Annotated in this window: 21 protein-coding genes; 9 read left to right on the forward strand and 12 right to left on the reverse strand. The window is 68.0% G+C overall.

The annotated features are described in order from the left end of the window. Positions 1-152 precede the first annotated feature (152 nt). Positions 153-1109 carry a LysR family transcriptional regulator gene (locus tag AC1DO7_RS27840; protein ID WP_477116808.1) on the forward strand — a complete coding sequence of 319 codons (957 nt, stop codon included), beginning with the start codon at positions 153-155 and terminating at the stop codon, positions 1107-1109. 19 nt (positions 1110-1128) lie between these two features. Here AC1DO7_RS27840 and AC1DO7_RS27845 read toward each other — a convergent pair whose 3' ends face one another. Then, positions 1129-1575, reverse strand: a complete 447-nt coding sequence (locus tag AC1DO7_RS27845; RefSeq protein ID WP_441618974.1) for a RidA family protein — start codon at positions 1573-1575, stop codon at positions 1129-1131. Positions 1576-1720: 145 nt separating this feature from the next. On the opposite strand from AC1DO7_RS27845, the gene AC1DO7_RS27850 reads away from it, so the two are divergent. The 3 genes from AC1DO7_RS27850 to AC1DO7_RS27860 all read left to right on the forward strand — a co-directional run bounded on the left by AC1DO7_RS27850 (position 1721) and on the right by AC1DO7_RS27860 (position 4071). Further along, the gene (locus AC1DO7_RS27850; RefSeq protein ID WP_441618972.1) at positions 1721-2380 is read left to right on the forward strand and encodes a helix-turn-helix transcriptional regulator; all 660 of its coding nucleotides are present in this window, start codon (positions 1721-1723) and stop codon (positions 2378-2380) included. Between the two features lie 105 nt (positions 2381-2485). Next, entirely contained in the window at positions 2486-3316 is an 831-nt protein-coding gene (locus AC1DO7_RS27855) for an alpha/beta hydrolase family protein (protein ID WP_441618970.1), read from the forward strand. A 107-nt stretch (positions 3317-3423) separates the two neighbouring features. Then, positions 3424-4071 (forward strand): LysE family translocator, encoded by a 648-nt coding sequence (locus AC1DO7_RS27860; RefSeq protein ID WP_477116809.1) that lies wholly within the window; start codon positions 3424-3426, stop codon positions 4069-4071. A gap of 117 nt (positions 4072-4188) precedes the next feature. On the opposite strand, the gene AC1DO7_RS27865 is transcribed toward AC1DO7_RS27860, so the two are convergent. The 3 genes from AC1DO7_RS27865 to AC1DO7_RS27875 form a co-directional block, all read right to left on the reverse strand. Then, the gene (locus AC1DO7_RS27865) at positions 4189-4431 is read right to left on the reverse strand and encodes a hypothetical protein (RefSeq protein ID WP_441618966.1); all 243 of its coding nucleotides are present in this window, start codon (positions 4429-4431) and stop codon (positions 4189-4191) included. Positions 4432-4531: 100 nt separating this feature from the next. Beyond that, positions 4532-5446: a glutaminase gene (locus AC1DO7_RS27870; protein ID WP_441618964.1), complete on the reverse strand. Its 915-nt coding sequence runs from the start codon at positions 5444-5446 to the stop codon at positions 4532-4534. Between the two features lie 216 nt (positions 5447-5662). Then, the gene (locus AC1DO7_RS27875) at positions 5663-6922 is read right to left on the reverse strand and encodes a glutamate carboxypeptidase (protein ID WP_477116810.1); all 1260 of its coding nucleotides are present in this window, start codon (positions 6920-6922) and stop codon (positions 5663-5665) included. A gap of 121 nt (positions 6923-7043) precedes the next feature. On the opposite strand from AC1DO7_RS27875, the gene AC1DO7_RS27880 reads away from it, so the two are divergent. Further along, complete coding sequence (locus tag AC1DO7_RS27880) at positions 7044-8159, forward strand: GlxA family transcriptional regulator (RefSeq protein WP_441618960.1); 1116 nt, start codon at positions 7044-7046, stop codon at positions 8157-8159. Between the two features lie 98 nt (positions 8160-8257). On the opposite strand, the gene AC1DO7_RS27885 is transcribed toward AC1DO7_RS27880, so the two are convergent. Continuing rightward, the gene (locus AC1DO7_RS27885) at positions 8258-8989 is read right to left on the reverse strand and encodes a BON domain-containing protein (protein WP_441618958.1); all 732 of its coding nucleotides are present in this window, start codon (positions 8987-8989) and stop codon (positions 8258-8260) included. A gap of 192 nt (positions 8990-9181) precedes the next feature. Then, a complete protein-coding gene (locus tag AC1DO7_RS27890) occupies positions 9182-9607 on the reverse strand; it encodes an OsmC family protein (protein WP_441618956.1) in 426 nt (141 codons plus the stop codon). Between the two features lie 469 nt (positions 9608-10076). Here AC1DO7_RS27890 and AC1DO7_RS27895 point away from each other — a divergent pair, with 469 nt between their 5' ends. The 3 genes from AC1DO7_RS27895 to AC1DO7_RS27905 all read left to right on the forward strand — a co-directional run bounded on the left by AC1DO7_RS27895 (position 10077) and on the right by AC1DO7_RS27905 (position 13145). Further along, positions 10077-11162 carry a calcium:cation antiporter gene (locus tag AC1DO7_RS27895; protein ID WP_441618954.1) on the forward strand — a complete coding sequence of 362 codons (1086 nt, stop codon included), beginning with the start codon at positions 10077-10079 and terminating at the stop codon, positions 11160-11162. A 110-nt stretch (positions 11163-11272) separates the two neighbouring features. Continuing rightward, positions 11273-12346, forward strand: coding sequence for a porin (locus AC1DO7_RS27900; protein ID WP_441618952.1), 1074 nt, complete (start codon positions 11273-11275; stop codon positions 12344-12346). Positions 12347-12467: 121 nt separating this feature from the next. Continuing rightward, positions 12468-13145, forward strand: coding sequence for a uracil-DNA glycosylase family protein (locus tag AC1DO7_RS27905; protein WP_441649815.1), 678 nt, complete (start codon positions 12468-12470; stop codon positions 13143-13145). A 69-nt stretch (positions 13146-13214) separates the two neighbouring features. Here the strand turns inward: AC1DO7_RS27905 and wrbA are convergent, their stop codons facing one another. Continuing rightward, positions 13215-13835 (reverse strand): NAD(P)H:quinone oxidoreductase, encoded by a 621-nt coding sequence (gene wrbA, locus AC1DO7_RS27910; RefSeq protein WP_441618948.1) that lies wholly within the window; start codon positions 13833-13835, stop codon positions 13215-13217. A 247-nt stretch (positions 13836-14082) separates the two neighbouring features. On the opposite strand from wrbA, the gene AC1DO7_RS27915 reads away from it, so the two are divergent. Next, positions 14083-14343: a UBP-type zinc finger domain-containing protein gene (locus AC1DO7_RS27915; RefSeq protein ID WP_441618946.1), complete on the forward strand. Its 261-nt coding sequence runs from the start codon at positions 14083-14085 to the stop codon at positions 14341-14343. Here AC1DO7_RS27915 and AC1DO7_RS27920 read toward each other — a convergent pair. The 5 genes from AC1DO7_RS27920 to AC1DO7_RS27940 form a co-directional block, all read right to left on the reverse strand. Beyond that, positions 14333-15010, reverse strand: coding sequence for a GntR family transcriptional regulator (locus AC1DO7_RS27920; protein ID WP_441618944.1), 678 nt, complete (start codon positions 15008-15010; stop codon positions 14333-14335). The two genes, AC1DO7_RS27915 and AC1DO7_RS27920, sit on opposite strands and share 11 nt — an antisense overlap. A gap of 1 nt (position 15011) precedes the next feature. Next, positions 15012-16010: a 2Fe-2S iron-sulfur cluster-binding protein gene (locus AC1DO7_RS27925; protein ID WP_441618942.1), complete on the reverse strand. Its 999-nt coding sequence runs from the start codon at positions 16008-16010 to the stop codon at positions 15012-15014. Positions 16011-16069: 59 nt separating this feature from the next. Then, complete coding sequence (locus AC1DO7_RS27930; protein WP_441618940.1) at positions 16070-16549, reverse strand: GlcG/HbpS family heme-binding protein; 480 nt, start codon at positions 16547-16549, stop codon at positions 16070-16072. Between the two features lie 57 nt (positions 16550-16606). After that, positions 16607-18067: an aldehyde dehydrogenase family protein gene (locus AC1DO7_RS27935; RefSeq protein WP_441618938.1), complete on the reverse strand. Its 1461-nt coding sequence runs from the start codon at positions 18065-18067 to the stop codon at positions 16607-16609. A gap of 92 nt (positions 18068-18159) precedes the next feature. Next, on the reverse strand, positions 18160-18438 hold a 279-nt coding region (locus AC1DO7_RS27940; protein ID WP_477116811.1), incomplete at its 5' end, for an iron-containing redox enzyme family protein.

Consider the following 18438-nt stretch of genomic DNA (forward strand, 5'->3'; position numbering starts at 1 on the left):
TCATCACAAGGTCATGCGATTTGTGATCCACTCCCGCACTTCCGCAGCCACGCCCAGCGCCCAATCCGCCCTGTGCCAGGCCCGGCGGCACTTCACGCGAGTGCGCGCCCGGCCTGCCGGACCTGCCTGATTCCTTATTCCGGGGAGTGAACATGGATCGTCTYGTATCGATGCAGGCATTCACCCGCGTSGTGGATGTSGGCAGCTTTGCGCGGGCGGCSGARTCKCTGGACCTSCCCAAGGCMACGCTCACCCGGCTSATCCAGAACCTGGAGACGCACCTGGGCGTCAAGCTGCTGCACCGGACCACCCGGCGCATCAGCGTCACCACCGACGGCRCCGCATATTACGAGCGCTGCGTGCGGATCCTGGCCGACGTGGAAGAGGCCGAGCAGTCGCTGACCCACCAGAACAACACACCGCGCGGCACGCTGGCCGTGGACACCACCGCGGGCCTCGCCCAGATGGTGCTGATACCCAGGCTGCACGAGTTCTTTGCCGCCTACCCCGAACTGAAGATGGAGCTGACCATCAACGGCAAGCCCATCGACCTGCTCAAGGAAGGCGTCGACGTGGTGCTGCGCGTGGGCGACCCCGTGGACGAAACCATGGTGGCGCGCCGCATCGGCCAGCTGCGCCTGGGCTTCTACGGCTCGCCGCTCTACCTCAAGCGCAACGGCACCCCCGCGCAGCCCAGCGACCTGACGCAGCACAAGGCGGTGAACTATCTGTCCAACCGCACCGGCCGGGAGATGCCGTGGCCGATGGGGCAAGGCGACAAGCGCACCGAAATGCTGCTGCCATCGGCCATTTCCACCAACGATGCCGACGTCTACCTGGCCTGCGCGCTCGAAGGCCACGGCCTGGCGCGCATATCGCGCGTGATGGCGCAGCCTTACGTGGAAAGCGGCCGGCTGGTCGAAGTGCTGGCCGACTGGCCGACGGACTCCCTGCCCATCTCCGCCATGTATCCGCAGAACCGCCATCTGTCGGCCAAGGTGCGCGTGTTCGTCAACTGGGCGGCAGACCTGTTCGCGCGCCATCCGCACTTCGGCGACGGCCAGTCCGCGCAGCCGCGCCAGCCGCAGCCGCCCAAGCTGGCTGCCTGAACAGGCCGGTGCCTTCACGCTAGGCGGCATGCGGGGCCTGCGCCACCGCCAGCGCCTCGATCTCGAACAGCATGCCGTCCAGCGCCAGCCGCGGCACCGGGATCAGCGTGCAGGCCGGCTTGGGCGCCTCGCCCCAGGCCCGGCCCAGCTCACGGGACAACACCGCCAGGCGCGCCTCGCTGTGATCCACCACCAGCACGGTCAGCCTGGCCACCTGGCGCAGTTGCGCGCCCGCCGCCGCCAGCGCCACGCGCAGGTTGTCCAGCGCCTGGCGCACCTGCGCGTCGAAACTGTCGGGCAAGCTGCCGTCCGCCCGTTCACCGCCCTGCCCGGCCACGCAAATGAGGCCGGCGCCCGGCGGAATCATCGCAACGTGGGAATAGCCATTGGCGCCGGGATCGTACAGGCCGATCGGATTGAGCATGGTGAGCCGGCGTGGCAGGTCGGCTGTACTGGTGGCTTGCATAGGACTGGATCCTCGTAGCGAAGGGTTGCAGCGAAAAGGTCGTGGCGAAAAGGCGCGCTCGCGCCAGGTGGGCGGGCGCCAGGCTCGACAAAGCCCACTGGCTACCCTAATATCCAAGAAAGTTTTTGGATATTAGGGCGCCACCATGAATTACGCAATAGAAAACTTGGATAACCATGACGGGCCTCCGGGTGATCGCATCCTGTTCCTGCTCAAGACCAAGGGGCCGGCCTCCACCACGCAGATCGCGCAGGCGCTCGGCGGCACTGCCGAGGCCGCCAGGCAGCAGGTGCAGAAGCTGCTGGCCGCCGGATTGATCGAAGGCCGCCAGCAACAGGGCGCCGGCGCCGGCCGGCCGCGTCAGGACTGGGCCCTCACCGCCAGCGGCCACGGCCGCTTTCCCGACAGCCATGCGCAGCTCACCATCCAGCTGATCGGGTCGGTGCGGGCGCTGTTCGGCGAAGCCGGCATGGAGCAGCTCATCGCCAGGCGCGAAGCCGAAACCCGCGAGCAATACCTGCTGGCGGTAACTGGCCAGGAGCAACTCGAACAACGGCTGGAAACGCTGGCGGGGTTGCGCCGCCACGAAGGCTATATGGCAAGGGTCGAGCGCGACGGCGACGACTGGCTGCTGATCGAAGACCACTGCCCCATCTGCGCGGCGGCGCAGGCGTGCCAGGGCTTCTGCCGCGCCGAACTCCAGATCTTCCGCGAAGTCATCGGCACGGGGGCCACGGTCAGCCGCGAGGAGCATCTGCTGAGCAACGCGCGTCGCTGCGTGTACCGGATCAGCGCGGTGGCGTGAGCCACGCCGGCCGGGCTTGGTGGGCGCGCGCGGCGATGCTATCTTGATGCGGCGCGCCTGGCCCCCCAGAACAAACGCCGGGCCTTGCCACCCACGGAGACAACCATGCCGAATCGCCCAGCGTCCGGACTCGCCCGCCTGCACGCCGCCGCGCTACTGTCCGCCTTGGTGCTCGCCGCGCTTTGGCTGGCCGTCCGGCCGGCGCACGCGCAAAGCGCGCCCGAGGTGGTCGACATCCCCACCAGGCCCGGCATCACGCAGCGCCTGCTCTACCTCGCGCCCGCGCAGCCCAGGGCGGCAGTCATCCTCTACGCGGGCGGCCACGGCGGCCTGCGCATCGCGCCCGGCGGCAGTTTCGGCTGGGGCGCCAACAACTTCCTGGTGCGCGCGCGGCAACTGTTCGTGGACAACGGCCTCGCCGTGGCCGTGGTCGACGCGCCGAGCGACCACCTGGTGCCGCCCTTCCTCAACGGCTTCCGGCAGAGCGCCGAGCACGCGCAGGACGCCAGGGCCGTGATCGCCTGGATGCGCAACCACGCCAACGTGCCGGTCTGGCTGGTCGGCACCAGCCGCGGCACGCAATCCGTCGCTGCCATCGCTATCCGGCTGGCGGACGGCGGCGGCCCCGACGGCATCGTGCTCACGTCCACCATCCTGCGCGAAGAGCGCGGCCGCCCCGTGCCCGCCATGGAGCTTGACAAGCTCAAGATGCCGGTGCTGGTCGTCCACCACGAGCAGGACGGCTGCAAGCTCTGCCCGTTCGCCGACGTACAGGGCCTGATGGACAAGCTGGCCAAGACGCCCAAGGCCGGCCTGATCAAGTTCGACGGCGGCAACAATGTGGGCGATCCCTGCGAGGCCATGGCTTACCACGGCTTCAACGGCATCGAGCCGCAGGTCGTGCAGGCCGTGGCGCGCTGGATGGCGGAGAAATAGCAGCGGCATGCGCTGGCGCTAGAATGGCTGGCGCCAGTTCGCACCCTGCCGCATACGCACCGCATTCGCCTCGCATTCGCGCCCTTCGGCATCTTTCGGAAACCGCCATGACGCACTCAACGCTGCTCCTGTTCCTGCTGGCCTCTGCCGTCACTATCGCCACGCCCGGGCCCACCGTCCTGCTGGCACTGAGCAACGGCTCGCGCTTCGGCGTGCGCGCGGCCTGCTGGGGCATGGCCGGCGCGGTCTGCGCCGACATGCTGCTGGTGGCCACCGCCGCGGCCGGCCTGGGGGCGGTGATTGCCGCCTCGGAGGTCGCCTTCCGCGCGCTCAAGTGGATCGGCGCCGCCTACCTGGCCTATGTGGGATGGAAGCTGTTGCGCGCCAGGGTTGGCGCCGTCCCGGCCGACGCCGGCGAGCTTGGCATCCGCGGCGCGCGCGAAAGCGCTCCCGCCCGCGAACTGTTCACGCGCTRCTTCCTGGTGGCGGCAACCAATCCCAAGGCCCTGCTGTTCATGTCCGCCTTCCTGCCGCAGTTCATCGACACCGGCGCCCCGCTGCTGCCGCAGTACGCGCTGATCATGGCGGTGCTCGCCCTGCTGAACCTGCTGGCGATGCTGGTCTACGCCATCCTTGGGGCGCGCGTGATGCACGCCTTCCGGGAAAGCGGCATGCGCTGGCTGAACCGCGTCTCGGGTGCGACGCTGATCGCCCTGGCGGGCGTGCTGGCGGTCTACCGGCGCGGCCAGGCATGAACCTTTCCGATCCGCGCGCAGACGCACGCCGGCGACGCAGTGCTCCGCGGACCGCGAGGTCGTCTACAGCGTGACGACCTGCATGGCGGAACACACGTGTTCCTGACCCGCCGGATGCTAAGGCAGGCGCTCTGCCATCTCCTTTCCGTGCACGAACCCCGCGGCCTCCGCCGCCTCGGGCGTGGAATACTGCTCGGCGGGTTTCGCTGATTCCACCAGGGTGCTCGCGGCCCGGATATTGGTGCCGGGCCGGCACACGCGCACCGTGTAGTCCCATGCGCTGGGCGTCTTGGCGCGCACCAGCACCTGCACCTCGTGTGTCTCGAACACACGCTTCTTCCAGGCAATCTCATATGGCATGACTGTCTCCGTTCTTATAGGGGCGATCCCGGCGCGGCGCGCGACCGGTGACGCTTGCGCATCATCCACGGGCCGACGCAGGGATCTATCCGCCATCGTATCAAAAGATAGAGTGCCCGCTGAGCGTTGTCAGCCATTCCAGCGCCTGCACCCCGGCCAGCGAGTTGCCGCTGTGGTCCAGGCCCGGCGACCACACACAAACAGCCCAACGGTGTGGCAGGACAGCAACAATGCCGCCGCCGACGCCGCTCTTGGCGGGCAGGCCGACGCGGTAGACGAAATCGCCGGCAGCATCGTAGGTACCGCAGGTCAGCATCAGGGCCGAGAGCCGCTTGGTGGGACTGGCACCGAGGATGCGCTCGCCGCTCCATGGCACCACCCCGCCGTGGGCGAGGAACAGCGCGGCACGGGCGAGGTCTTCGCAGCTCATGGCGATGGCGCATTGCCGGCAGTAGGCCTCGATGACCTTGTCGACCGGCATCTCGAGCCGGCCGAAGCTCTTCATGAAGTAGGCCATGGCGCGGTTGCGCTCGGCGTGGCCGGCTTCGGACTGCGCCACGCGCGTGTCGTAGTCGATCGCGGGATTGCCGCTGAGGCGGCGCAGGAACTGAACCAGTGCGGTCTCGGCCTGTACGAAGCGGCTGCACAAGACATCCGTCACCACCAGGGCGCCGGCGTTGATGAAGGGATTGCGCGGCAGGCCTTGCTCGTACTCGAGCTGAACCAGCGAATTGAAGGCGTTGCCTGAGGGCTCGCGCCCTACGCGCTGCCAGAGGTCTTCGCCGAGCAGCTGGAAGGCCAGCGTGCAGGCGAACAGCTTGGAGATGCTCTGGATGGAAAACGGCACGGCGGCGTCGCCCACGCAATGGCTGCGGCCGTCTGCGAAGACCAGGGCCATGCCGAAATGCCCGGCGGATACGTTGGCCAGCTCGGGGATATAGTCCGCCACCCGGCCCTGGCCGAGCAGGGGCGCGATATCGCGGTGGATGCGTTGGAGGATATGCGCGTAGTCCATGCGTGGCCGTGGGCAAGCGTTGCGTTGGATCGCTCGCCGGCCAGGACCGGCGCAAGCGGCTGCGCATATCGTACAGCGAGACTGGCAGCGCGCGCAGGGTCGCGCTGCGCCGCAGGCGCGCGTCAGGCCATTGCGCGCGTGCCCTTGTCGGGCACGCGCGCCTGGGTGGCGGGCACCACGGCAAAGCTGACCATGCCCCAGACGAACAGCATCACATCAGTTGCGGCCGATCTCCTGCAAGATGCGGGACATCAGGTAGAGACGCGGCACGATCGAGTCGATCTCGATATATTCATCGCGCGCGTGATAGCCAAAGCCCGCCAGGCCAAAGCTCTCCAGCACCGTGGGCTTGCCCGAGCGGGCGGCGTAGCCCGCATCGGTGCCGCCGCCGGTCTGCGGCACCAGCGTCAGCTCGCGCTCGATCTCCTTGTAGATACCCTGCGCACGTGCCGCCAGCGCGCGGCTGCGCTGGTCCGCCACGTAGGGCGGGTGGCCCGGCGTGAGGCTGAGCGTGGTTTCCGTGTCCGGGATGAGCTTGCCGGAGGCCAGCTTGGCCTGCAGCGCGGTCTGCAGCTTTTCCAGCGCGCCGGGCTGCGTCAGGCGCACGTCGCCCACGGCTTCGGCCTTCTCGGTGATCTGGTTGAGGGGGCCGTTGGCGCTGGCGCGGGTCCAGACCAGGGCGGCGCCGGGCACGTCCCTGGCCACGTCGCGCGTCTGCAGCATCTGGTAGGAGAGTTCATAGAGCGCGTTGCGGCCCAGCTCCGGCGCGGCGCCGGCATGCGCGGCGCGGCCCTTGACGTCGAGCGTCGCAGTGGCGACGCCGGCCGAGGCCAGCAGCAGCGGCTGGCCCTTCATGACCACGGACCCGGCCGAGGGCTCGCAGGAAAGCACCACGTCATGCTGTTCGGCCAGTCTGGCGATGGTGTCGCCCGAGCCCGGCGATCCCACTTCCTCGTCGGGATTGAACAGCACGGTGATCTGCGCATAGTCCTGCCAGCCGGCCGCCTTGAGCAGCGCCAGCGAATGCAGGATCACGGCGATGCCGCCCTTGTCGTCGGCAATGCCGGGACCGTACAGGCGGTTGCCGTCTTGCCTGATCGGCTGGGTAGCAAGCGTATTGGGCCCGTAGACCGTATCCATATGCGCGATCAGCATGATGCGGCGCCGGCCGTTGCCGGTGAAGGTGCCCWTGACCATGGTGCCCGGACCGCGCGTGACGGCAATGCGCTCGGTGGTGGCGCCCAGTGCCTTGAGGCGGCCTTCGGTGAAGCTGGCCATCTGCGCCAGGCCGGCGGCGTTGGCGCTGCCTGACTCGATCGACACCATGTCCTTGAGCGACTGGATCACCGCGGGCTCTGCCGCGCGGGCGCCGTCCAGCAGTTGCTGGTCGGCCGCGCGGGCGCTGCCGGCGGAGCCAAGGGCCAGCGCGAGCACGGCGGCGGCGGCATGGGTGAGTCGGCGCAGGGATGGCTGCATGAAGTCTCCTGTTTGCATCGTTGTTGTGGCGGCGGGCGGGTTGCCGGCCGAGCGACGATGCTAGCCCTTGCGCGCGCGGCAAGGTAGGATCAATCCCGCCATTTGGAATGCCGATCCCGCCATGACACCCTCCCCCGCACCCGCTTCGGCCGTCCCGGCCGGCAGCACCGCCAGCCCCGTGAGCAGCGCCGCGCCGCTGCACGTGCGCCTGCTATGGCTGCCGCAAGCCAAGCCCGGCATGCTGTTCGGCGCGCTCGACGTGCTGCGCACCGCGGCCGGCGTGGCCCGCCTGCAGCGCCCCGATGCGGAGCCTCGCCTGAGCTGGACGATCGTCGGTCCCTCGGGCCGTGCGCTGCCGTTGCCGGCGCTGGGGCTCGAGCCGGCACGGCGCCGGCGCCGGACGGAAGATGGCAACGCGCTGGTGGTGGTACCTGGCATGCATGCGCGCAATGCGCTGCACCTCGAAGAAATCGTCAGCGGCGCGGGACCGGCGCTGCGGCTGCTGGAGCGGCACGCGCAGGCGGGCGGATGGATTGCCGCCGGGGAGTGCGGCATCGCCTTCCCCGCCGAGCTCGGCCTGCTGGACGGTGCGCGCATGGGCGCGCCGTGGCCGTTCCATGGCTGGATGGCCAGGCGCTACGCGCGCTGCGATTTCTCCGCCAGCGAACCCATGAGCGTGCACCAGCGCGTGTTTGGCTGCGTGGCGCCGGCGCTGCAGACGGAGTTCATGCTGCGCGTGCTGGGCCACCTGCACGACCCCGACCTCGCGCAGGCGTGCTCGCGGCTGCTGCTGTACCAGGCCGAGCGCCAGCAGCTGACGCCGGAGCTGGTGTCCCAGCGCTGGATGAGCCGTACCGCCGACAGCCCGGTCTACCGCGCCATGCGCTGGTTGCAGGCCAACGTGGACGCGCCTTACCGGCTGGCACAGGTGGCCGAGGCAGCCGCGGTGAGCGAGCGCACCTTGCTGCGGCACTTCCGCCAGGTCAGCGGCATGACCCCGCTGGACTACCTGCATACGCTGCGCGTGGAGCGCGCCAAGACCTTGCTCGAGGTGACGCTGCACGGCTCGCAGGCGGTGGCCGAAGCCTGCGGCTACAGCGATGCGGCAGCGTTCCGCCGGCTGTTCCAGCGGGCCACGGGGATGTCGATGTCGAACTACCGGGCACGCTTTGCGCTGCGGGCGCAGCGGCGCTACTGGCGCGTGGAAGACATGCCGCGCGCCACGGGCGGGGCGTAGCACGCGAGTGCTACGCCGGCCGCCAGTGTCCGGTGCTGGTTGCTGGTTGCTGGTTGCTGGTTGCTGGTTGCTGGTTGCTGGTTGCTAGTTGCTAGTTGCTAGTTGCTCAGGACGATACGGTTGACCACATCCTCCACCCCGTACAAATACCAGGCGTCGCGTTCAGCCTGGCGCCGGGCAGCATCGCTGGTGGCATAGCCCTCGAGCGTCACGACCCGGTTGGTGGTCTGCACGCGGATGCGGTCGGCATCGACAAACTGATCCGTCTCCAGCACCAGGCGCAGCGCCTCGGTGACTTCGTCGTCGCGGTCGTCCTCGGCCGGCGCCACCACCAGCTCGTTGATCACGCAGCGGCAGCCGCGCGACCACCATGCCAGCACGCCGGCCAGGCGCATGTGCGACAGGCTGATCACGTGGCCCCGTAACGTCACCACGCCGTCGTTGACTTCGATGGCGATCTCGCCGCTGGATTCGCCCACTGCTTCGCGCACCGGCTCCATCCGGCCCTTGGTATGTGCGCAGATGCGGCAATTGCGGAAATCGATGGCCTGCAGCAAGCGCACACAGATCGAGTTGCGTAGTTCCCCGTCGCCCACCGGCGTGCCCTCGGCCGCGATGCGCAGGTGGTCGATCACCTCGGGGACGCCGTCGACGCGGCGCACCATGGTCGCCACGCGGGACTTGTCGACAATATCAGGGACTTCGCCTTCGAGGATCAGCGCGCCGTCGCTCAGGCGCAGGTGGATGGTGGGATGGATGGGATGGCTGTGAAACGGCACGTGGGCAATGGCTGCCCGGGCCTGGGTCAGGACTGCTTCACTGCTATGCATGATGTCTGCCTTATCTTTGATAGGTCTGGATATAGGAGACGCGTTCCGTCCGGCGAACGCACACACTGCCAAGCCCCGACGCGACGGGGTCCGACAGGGAAATTTCATTATAGGAAGCCAGGCAGGGCATGCCCGGAGAGTTGATGCCGGCGTGCCGGGGCGGAATCTCCCGGCGCCGCGCGGCTGGCACGCTCAGGTCTCCACCGTGGCGTTCATGCTGATTTCCGCCTTGAGCACCTTCGATACCGGACAGCCTGCCTTGGCCGCCTGCAGGCAGCCCTCCACGGCCGCCTTGTCGGCGCCCGGCACGCGCACGGTCACGTCCAGTTGCACCGCGGTAATGGTGAAACCGGCACCGTCCTTGTCCAGGGTGACCGTGGCCTTGGTCTCGATCTTCTCGGCGACCATCTTGGCCTCGCCGAGGATGAGGGAGAGCGCCATGGAGAAGCACCCCGCATGGGCCGCCCCGATCAGTTCCTCGGGATTGGTGCCAGGACCGCCCTCGAAGCGGGCCTTGAAGCCGTAGGGTGCGTCCTTGAGCACGCCGCTCTGGGCGGAGATGCTGCCCTGCCCGTCCTTGATGCCGCCCTGCCATTTCGCCGATCCGTACTTTTGCATGAGTGTGCTCCATGGTGGAAACGCTTTGGCCCAGCCTGCGCCGGACCGGTGATGGGACGGGGCGAGGCCCGTCCGGGTGACTGCATAGCCTCCGTGCCATGCATCGGGCGCGGGCGGCGCTCGGCCGCGCCGTCCCCCCCAAGCCCCGACGCATCGAAAAATTCGCCAAAACGACCGCAATTCCGGCAAATCCACCGCCAATTCCATCGAATACATTCGAATTCTCGGGAACCGAACCGCCCGTCCGACTGCCTTATCTGCGCCACGCAGCCTGGTGGCGCGCGGCGATCGCAGGCTGAACCACAATAGGACGCAATGGTGGCGACGGCCAGGAAGCGCGCCGCGGGTGCACTATCGGGCGCAGCGACTTGCGGCACATTCATCACAATTTCTGTCGCGCACCGATCGCACACCGATCGCAAGACCATCAGAACCACCAATAGAACCATCAGAAAGAACGGGAGAACGGATGACTTTGACTTCGACGAAACTGCCTGCCTGGACCCTCTGGCTGCCGCTGTCGGCCTGGGGCATCCTGGCCGCGGGCATGGCCTTGCCAGGCCAGGCAATACTTCTGCTGCTGGCCGCCGTAGCCCTGGCCGGCTCGGTGTTTGCCGCCGTCCACCATGCCGAGGTGGTGGCGCACAAGGTCGGCGAGCCGTTCGGCACGCTGGTGCTGGCCATCGCGGTAACGGTGATCGAGGTGGCGCTGATCGTCTCGGTGATGCTGTCATCCGGCCCGGAAAAATCCGGCCTGGCGCGTGACACCGTGTTTGCCGCGGCCATGCTGGTGTGCAACGGCATCGTCGGCCTGTGCCTGCTGGTGGGCGGCCTGCGCCATCGCGAGCAGGCCTTCCAGGCCCCCGGCGCCACCGCCGCGCTGGCCGTGCTGGCCGCGCTGGCGGGGCTCACCATGGTGCTCCCCAACTACACCAGCGCCGTGCAAGGGCCGATGCTGTCGCAATCGCAACTGGCGTTCGCGGGCATTGCCTCGCTGGTGCTCTACGGCAGCTTCGTCTTCGTGCAGACCGTGCGTCACCGCGACTACTTCCTCGTGCCCGGCAACTCGGACGAGAGCGTGCACGCTCCGCCCCCGCCCACGCGCATTGCACTGGCCAGCGGCGGCATGCTGCTGGTCTGCCTGGTGGCGGTGGTCGGGCTGGCCAAGCTGCTCTCGCCGACGGTGGAAGCAGCGGTAGCGGGCGCCGGCGCGCCGCCGGCGGTGGTGGGTATCGTGATCGCCGCGCTGGTACTACTGCCGGAAGGCCTGGCAGCGCTGCGCGCCGCGCGCGCCGACCGCCTGCAGACCAGCATGAACCTGGCGCTGGGCTCCGCGCTGGCCAGCATCGGGCTGACCATCCCCACCGTGGCCGCGGTCTTCATCGTGGTCGGCAAGCCGCTCACGCTGGGCCTGGGGCCGACGGAAACCGTGCTGCTGGCCCTGACCTTGCTTGTGAGCACCCTGACGCTGCATTCCGGACGCACCACGATGCTGCAAGGCGTGGTGCACCTGGTGCTGCTGGCGGCCTACCTGTTCCTGTCGGTCGTGCCCTGAGCACACGGGGCGCCGCGAGGTCGCCCTGCCGGGATAGTGCTTCATGCGAGCGCGCACGATCCTTGCTGGTGGGAGCGCATCGATCTCACCAGCGCCCGGGCGCCCACGCCATGCTCCACCCGCCTCGCCTGTATCTCTACCTCGACGCGGTGGCCCGCCACGGCTCGATCCGCAAGGCCGCCGAGCAACTGCACGTAGCCTCCACCGCGCTGAACCACGCCTTTGTCGGCAGCAGCAAGGCCGGCGGCGGCGAGCGTGCCTACGGCGTCAACAGCGGCGGCATGCAGACCTCGTACTGGGGCGTGCGCGGCGCCGAGGACCTGGGCAGCGGCCTCAAGGCGATCTTCGACCTCAACGGCTTCTTCCGCCCCGACGCCGGCAAGCAAGGCCGCTTCGACGGCGACGCGCTGTTTACCCGCAACGCCTTCGTCGGCCTGCAGAGCACCGCGGCCGGCACCCTCAAGCTCGGGCGCAACACCACGCCCTATTTCCTCTCCACGATCCTGTTCAACCCGCTGGTCGACTCTTATAGTTTCGCGCCGTCGATCTTCCACACCTATTTCTCCGCCAGCAACGGCCGCGTCTACGACCCGGGCATCATCGGCGACTCGGGCTGGAGCAATTCGCTGGTGTATTCCACGCCGAACTTCAGCGGTCTCACTGTCAATGCGATCTACGCCTTCGGCGAGCAGGCCGGCAGCAACGGCAAGAACAAGTGGGGCGGCAACGTGCTCTACTTCAACGGCAACTTCGGCGCCACCGTGGCCTTCCAGCAGGTCAAGTTCAACAGCGTCCCCGGCGACGTCACCTCGCCCGCGGCACTGGCCGGCTTCGACAAGCAGAACGCGGTGCAGGTCGGCGTGAGCTACGACTTCAAGGTGGTCAAGCTGTTCGCGCAGGGCCAGTACATCAAGAGCAATGTCAGCAACGCCACCGGCGACATCAAGCACACCAATGGCCAGGTCGGCGCATCGGTTCCGCTCGGCGCGGGCAGCGTGCTGGTCTCGTATGCCTACGACAAGACCAGGAACGACGTGGCGGATTTCAGGCGCAACACCGCCGGCGTCGCCTATGACTACAACCTGTCCAGGCGCACCGATGTCTATGTGGCCTATTTCTACGACAAGCTGAGCGACCAGTCGCATGGCGACAGCTTCGGGGTCGGAATGCGCCACCGCTTCTGATGCGGTGATCGCGCCCGCGAGAGAGGGCCGCAAGCCATTCCCTTCGCCGGCCCCGGTTTGGCTGTCTCGCCACGAGAAGCGTTATCCTTCCATCCTTCTTGCTTCCGATCTGCCTGGCTGTATGGCATCCCCTCGCCTCACCATTTTGCCGGCCGCCGCGCCGCAAACCGATCTCGACACCTTGCTGTCCAGAGTCCGCGCCTGCCGCGTCTGCGCCGACCACCTTCCGCTGGGCCCGCGCCCGGTGGTCCAGGCTGCCCCCACGGCGCGCATCCTGATCGTCGGCCAGGCACCGGGCACGCGGGTGCATGCCAGCGGCATCCCGTGGGACGATCCGAGCGGCGACCGGCTGCGCGATTGGATGGGGGTCGACAAGACCGTGTTCTACGATCCGGCGCGCCTCGCCATCATCCCGATGGGTATGTGCTATCCGGGGCGCGGCGCCAGCGGCGACCTGCCGCCGCGCAAGGAATGCGCTCCGCTATGGATGGATGCGCTGCTGGCGTGCCTGCCGCAGATCGAGCTGACGCTGCTGGTGGGCCAATATGCACAGCGGCGCTTCCTGGGCGCCGGCGCGCGCGATGGCGTCACCGCCACGGTGGCGAACTTCGCGGCGCGCGGAGCGGGCGATTTGCCGCGCGAATTGCAGCACTGCCTGCCCCTGCCCCACCCGTCGCCGCGCAACCAGGGCTGGTTCAAGCACAATCCCTGGTTCGCGCAAGACCTGCTGCCGCGATTGCGCGCGCGCGTGGCCACGGTGCTGGCGGGCAGCAAGCCGGGATCACCGGCGGCGCAGTGAATGCGCCCCCGGGCGTTGTGGCTGCCGTGCGGCTATCGCCCCGGACTCATCGGCTTCGCCGATGGCGGGTCATTGCCCGGCCAGCTTCGCGGCGATGCCGGCGACGTGGCGCCCCTGGTAGCGAGCAATGGCCAGCTCGTTCTCGCTGGGCTGGCGCGAGCCATCCGCGGCGGTCAGGGTGGAGGCGCCGTACGGCGTGCCACCGGTGATCTGGCTCATGTCGAGCAGCCGCGCCTCGGCATAAGGTACGCCAACGATCACCATGCCCTGGTGCAGCAGCGTGGTGTGGAAGCTCGTGATCGTGGTTTCCTGTCCGCCGTGCTGGGTAGCCGTGCTGGTAAAGACACTCCCCACTTTCCCCACCAGTTTGCCGCTCATCCACAGGCCGCCGGTCTGATCCAGGAAATTGCGCATCTGCGCGCACATGTTGCCGAAGCGGGTCGGCGTGCCGAACAGGATCGCGTCGGCATCGGCCAGCTTGTCGGGGTCAGCCATCGGCACATGGGCAAACGCTGCGCGAGCGGCCTTGGCACCGCTCTTTTCCAGCACGGCGTCGGGCACCAGTTCCGGGACCTGGAGCAGCGCCACCTCCGCGCCCGCCACCTCGCGCGCACCGGCCGCCACGGCCTCTGCCATTTTGTAGACGTGTCCGTACATGCTGTAGAAGACCACCTGAATCTTGCAGGTCATGAGCACTCTCCTCCTGTCGGGAAAACGGCGGACGCACGATGGCGCCCTCACGCGCATGGGGCCGCGGCGAGCGGCACGGCTGCGCCCACCCGTAGAGTCTAGGCGAAGCGTGGTCCGCGCGCGAAGGCGCGCCGCGCTTTCCTTCGCGGTGGCGGCGCCTACAATGAAGAACCGACTGCAGGCCGCATGTGCCGTGCGTGGCGCGGGCGTGACAACGCGCTGCCAGCGCCAAAGATGGAGTTCCGCAATGACAACGGTGTGTCCGCACCTCGCGCTAAGCCATTCCGTCACGCCCAGCTCCAATGGCTGCGAGGAGTGCCTGCGCAGCGGCGACGAATGGGTGCACCTGCGTATCTGCCTGTGCTGCGGCCACGTGGGCTGCTGCGACGACTCGCCCAACCAGCATGCCTCGCGCCATTTCCTCGCCACCCAGCATCCGGTAGTCCGCTCCTTCGAGCCGGGCGAGTCGTGGCGATGGTGCTATATCGACAAGCTGTTCATCCCTTGATCCACGCGGCAGGCGTGACCGGCGTGGCGGCGTCCGCCGCGCTGTAGACGTGGCGCGTGGCCAGCAGCGCGGCGAGGTCGGCATCGCCGGCGATGACCGCCTGCAGGATCTGCGCGTGCTCGTCCCAGTTCTGCTGCGCGCGCAGGCGGTGGGCCGGCGCGAACACCAGCCCGGTACGCTCGCGCAGCGAGCGCATCATGTCCTGCAGCACACTGTTGGCGGCAATGGTGCCCAGCACTTCGTGAAAGCGGAAATTGAGCTCCAGCAGGCGCTCTTCTTCTGCGCCGCGCGCTGCCGCGGCGCCCTGGCGCAGTACTTCCTGCAACTCCGTCACCAGGTGCGGATCGCGCCGCTGCGCGGCCAGCTTGGCATTGAGACCCTCCAGCGTGGCGCGCACTTCCACCATCTCGCGGGCCATATGCTCCGACAGGCGCGCCACCGAGGCGCCGCGGCGCGGCTCGATGCGCACCAGCCCTTCGGTCGCCAGCGCGCGCAACGCCTCGCGCACCGGCACGCGCGACACACCGAGTTCCTCCGACAGCGCGTGCTCCACCAGCCGGTCGCCCTGCCGGTAGACGCCGCCCACGATGCGCTGGCGCAGGGTGTCCGTCACCTGCGCGAACAGCGGCGAATGGCGCGCGCCGAGGCTGCCGTCGGAATGGTCCATGTCAGGTGCGCTGGAAGGTGAAGCTGTCCGCGTAGATGTGCGCGCCGCTGGCGCCCAGGCCCATGAAGGTCTCGCGCGCATCGCGGATCATGTCCGGCGAGCCGCACAGGTAGATGGCGTGTTCCGAGAGATCGGGCAAGTCCTCGGCCACCGCGTGCTGCACGTGGCCGCGGCGCCCGCTCCAGCCCTCGCCGGCACGCGACAACACCGGCACGTACTGGAAGTCGTACAGGCGCGCGCCCCATTGCTGGATCTCTTCGTGCAGGTAGAGATCGGCCTCGGTGCGCATGCCCCAGTAGAGCGACACGGGCGGGCAGTCCGGGTCGTCCATCAGCGATTCGAGAATGCTCTTGATCGGCGCCAGGCCGGTGCCCGTGGCCACCATCACCAGCGGGCGATAGTCGTCCTTGCGGAAGTAGAAGCCGCCCAGCGGCAGTTCCACGTCGAGATGGTCGTCGGAGCGCAGGCCGGACAGCAGGCGTTCGGTGAAGTAGCCGCCTGGGATGCGGCGCACGTGCAGGTCCACGGTGCGGTCCCTGGGTACCGATGCCATCGAGAAGCTGCGCGCCACGCCGTCGCCGGTGAAGATCTTCAGGTACTGGCCCGGACGGTAATCAAGGGCCTCGGCCTGCGGCAGTTCCAGCGTCAGGTGCACCACGTCGGCGCACAGCGGCTCGATCCTGCGGATCACCGCGGTGTGCCGCGCCGGTTCTGCGCAAGGCTCGCCGGGGCGCGCGGTGCTGATCACGAGGTCGCTGGTGGGCCGCGCCTGGCAGGCCAGCGCGAAACCTTCGCCCTCTTCTTCCGGCGTCAGGCTCATGGGGTATTCCTCATAGGCCACCGTGCCTTCCACCAGCCTGACGCGGCACGTGGCGCAACCGCCGAAGCGGCAGTCGTGGGCCATTTGCACGTTGGCGCGCAAGGCGCCGTCGAGCACCGATTCGTCGGCGCCGACTTCGAACGATTGCTGGGATTCGATGAGATGGATACGGTAAGACATGGCTGACTCGGCAATGCGTGAAAGGCGAAGGCGCGCGGCACGCGCGCCCTTCTTCTTGGTTACTTCTTGATGTCGGCTTCGACCAGCACCTTGAGGTCGTCGCCGGCCAGCAGTTCCTGCAGCGCCTGCAAGGCGGCCACGCCGCATGCGGTGTCCTGCTCGCCGTTGCCGCCGCTCAGGCCGATGCCGCCGATCACCTCGCCGTTGACCACGATCGGGAAGCCGCCCACGAACACCGCGAACTTGCCCTCGAAGCTCCACTGGATGCCGAAGGCTTCATTGCCCGGCAGCGCGGGGCCGTTGGGCGCCTGGTTGAACAGGTGGGTGGAGCGCTTGTGGCCGGCGGCGGTGAAGGCCTTGTTCCAGGCGATCTGCGGACCGGTGATGCGGGCGCCGTCCATGCGCTCGAGCGCCAGCGGGTAACCGCCGTCGTCGACCACGCAGATCGATTCCAGCACGCCGATTTCCTCCGACTTGCGGATCGCGGCCGCCACCATGTGACGGGCTTCCTTCAGTTCCAGCTTGATGGCTTTTCTCATGTCCTGCTCCTGCTTTCTTTCTTGATGGATTTGGTCCGCTGCTGTCTCGGCAATGCCTCAGCAACCGCGGTACACGGTCTTGATCTGCGTATAGAACTCCAGCCCCGCCCGGCCCGACTCGCGGAAGGTGGAGGTGCTGGACTGCTTGAGCCCGCCGAACGGCGCATTGATCAGGTTGCCGGTGGTGGTGCGGTTGATCTTGACGGTGCCCGACTGGATGTCGTTGGCGAAATCGTGCGCATAGCGCGGATTGCTGGTCACGATGGCGGCGGACAGGCCGTACTCGGTGTCGTTGGCCTTGGCGATGGCGTCCGCGTAGCTGCTCACCTCGATGATGGCGATCACCGGGCCGAAGATTTCCTCGCGGGCGATGCGCATCTGCTGGGTGACGTCGGTGAAGATGGCCGGCGCGACGTAGAAGCCCTTGTCATATTCGCCGCCGCTCAGGCGCTCGCCGCCGCACAGGTGCGTGGCCTCGGCCTTGCCGGTCTCGACATAGCCCAGCACGGTCTCGAGCTGCTTGCGCGTGGCCAGCGGGCCGACGTCCATGCCCGGGGTCATGCCGCTGCCGATCTTGAGCGTCCTGACCTTGGCCAGCAGCTTCTCGGTATAGGCGGCCTTGACCGATGCCATCACCAGCACGCGGCTGGTGCCGGTGCAGGCCTGGCCGCTCAGCGAGAAGCCGCCCTTGATGGTGAGGTCCACCGCGCGGTCCAGGTCGGCGTCTTCCATCACGATCAGCGGGTTCTTGCCGCCGAGTTCCATCTGCGTGCGCGTGCTCAGCGACACCGAGCGATGGATATGCTGCCCCGCCGCCGTGGATCCCGTGAAGGAAATCGCGCGCACTGCCGGCGCTTCGGTGATGGCAGCGCCCACGTCGCCGGCGCGGCCGGTGATGAAGTTGAGCACACCCTTCGGGAGGCCGGCCTCGATAAACGCCTGCGCCAGCCGGTAGCCGCTCAGCGGTGCGTCCGACGAGGGCTTGAATACCACCGTGTTACCGGCGATCAGTGCTGGCGCGATCTTGCGCGCGGGGATCGAGACCGGGAAGTTCCACGGCGAGATCACCGTCACCACGCCGAGTGGCTCGCGCTGGCTGTAGACCAGCATGTCCGGATCGTCCTGCGGATAGGTCTCGCCCGAGAACGACTGCCCTTCCACGGCATAGAAGCGGATGGTCTGCGCCGAGCGCAGGATTTCGTCCTTGCTCAGGTTGAGCGCCTTGCCTTCCTCGCGCGTAAGTTCCTCGGCGATCTGGTCGGCGTGCGCTTCCAGGTAATCGGCCGCGCCATTGAGGATCTTGGCGCGCTTGGTGATCGGGGTCTTCTTCCACGCCTCGAACGCCGCCGCGGCCGCGGCTACCGCGGCCTGGGCGTCGTCCGCCGTCGAGGCCTGGAACCGGCCGACGATATCGCCCGTGTCCGCCGGGTTGACGTTGTCGAAGGTTCGCCCGCTGGCGCTCTTGGTCCATTCGCCATTGATGTGGTTGGCGAATTCGTCTGTCTTTGCTACTGCCATGATGTACAAGCCTTTCGTCCGGTCAGGCCCCGCGCGGGGCCGTCGATGCCAATGCAGCCGTGTCCTGGCCGCCCTGCCTTACCCTGCTGGCCTCAAGCGGCGAGTTCGAGTTCGGGCAGCGGGATTTCCTGCGCGACGTAGTCGTGATAGAGGGCGGTGGTATAGAGCAGGCGCATCTGTGCGCCGATCTCGCAGATCTTCAGGCAGCGCTGCTGGAGCTCGGGCGTGTCGGCGTGTTCGAGCACGATCTGGTAGCCGCGCTCGCCGTGGATTTCGTCGGAGACGATATGCAGGTCGAAGAACTCGACTTCTTCGTCGGTGAAGTTGTACTTGTCGCGCAGGGTGGGGGTCTGCTTGCGGTAGATCGAGGG

This window comes from Cupriavidus sp. 05N40, from assembly GCF_056397305.1.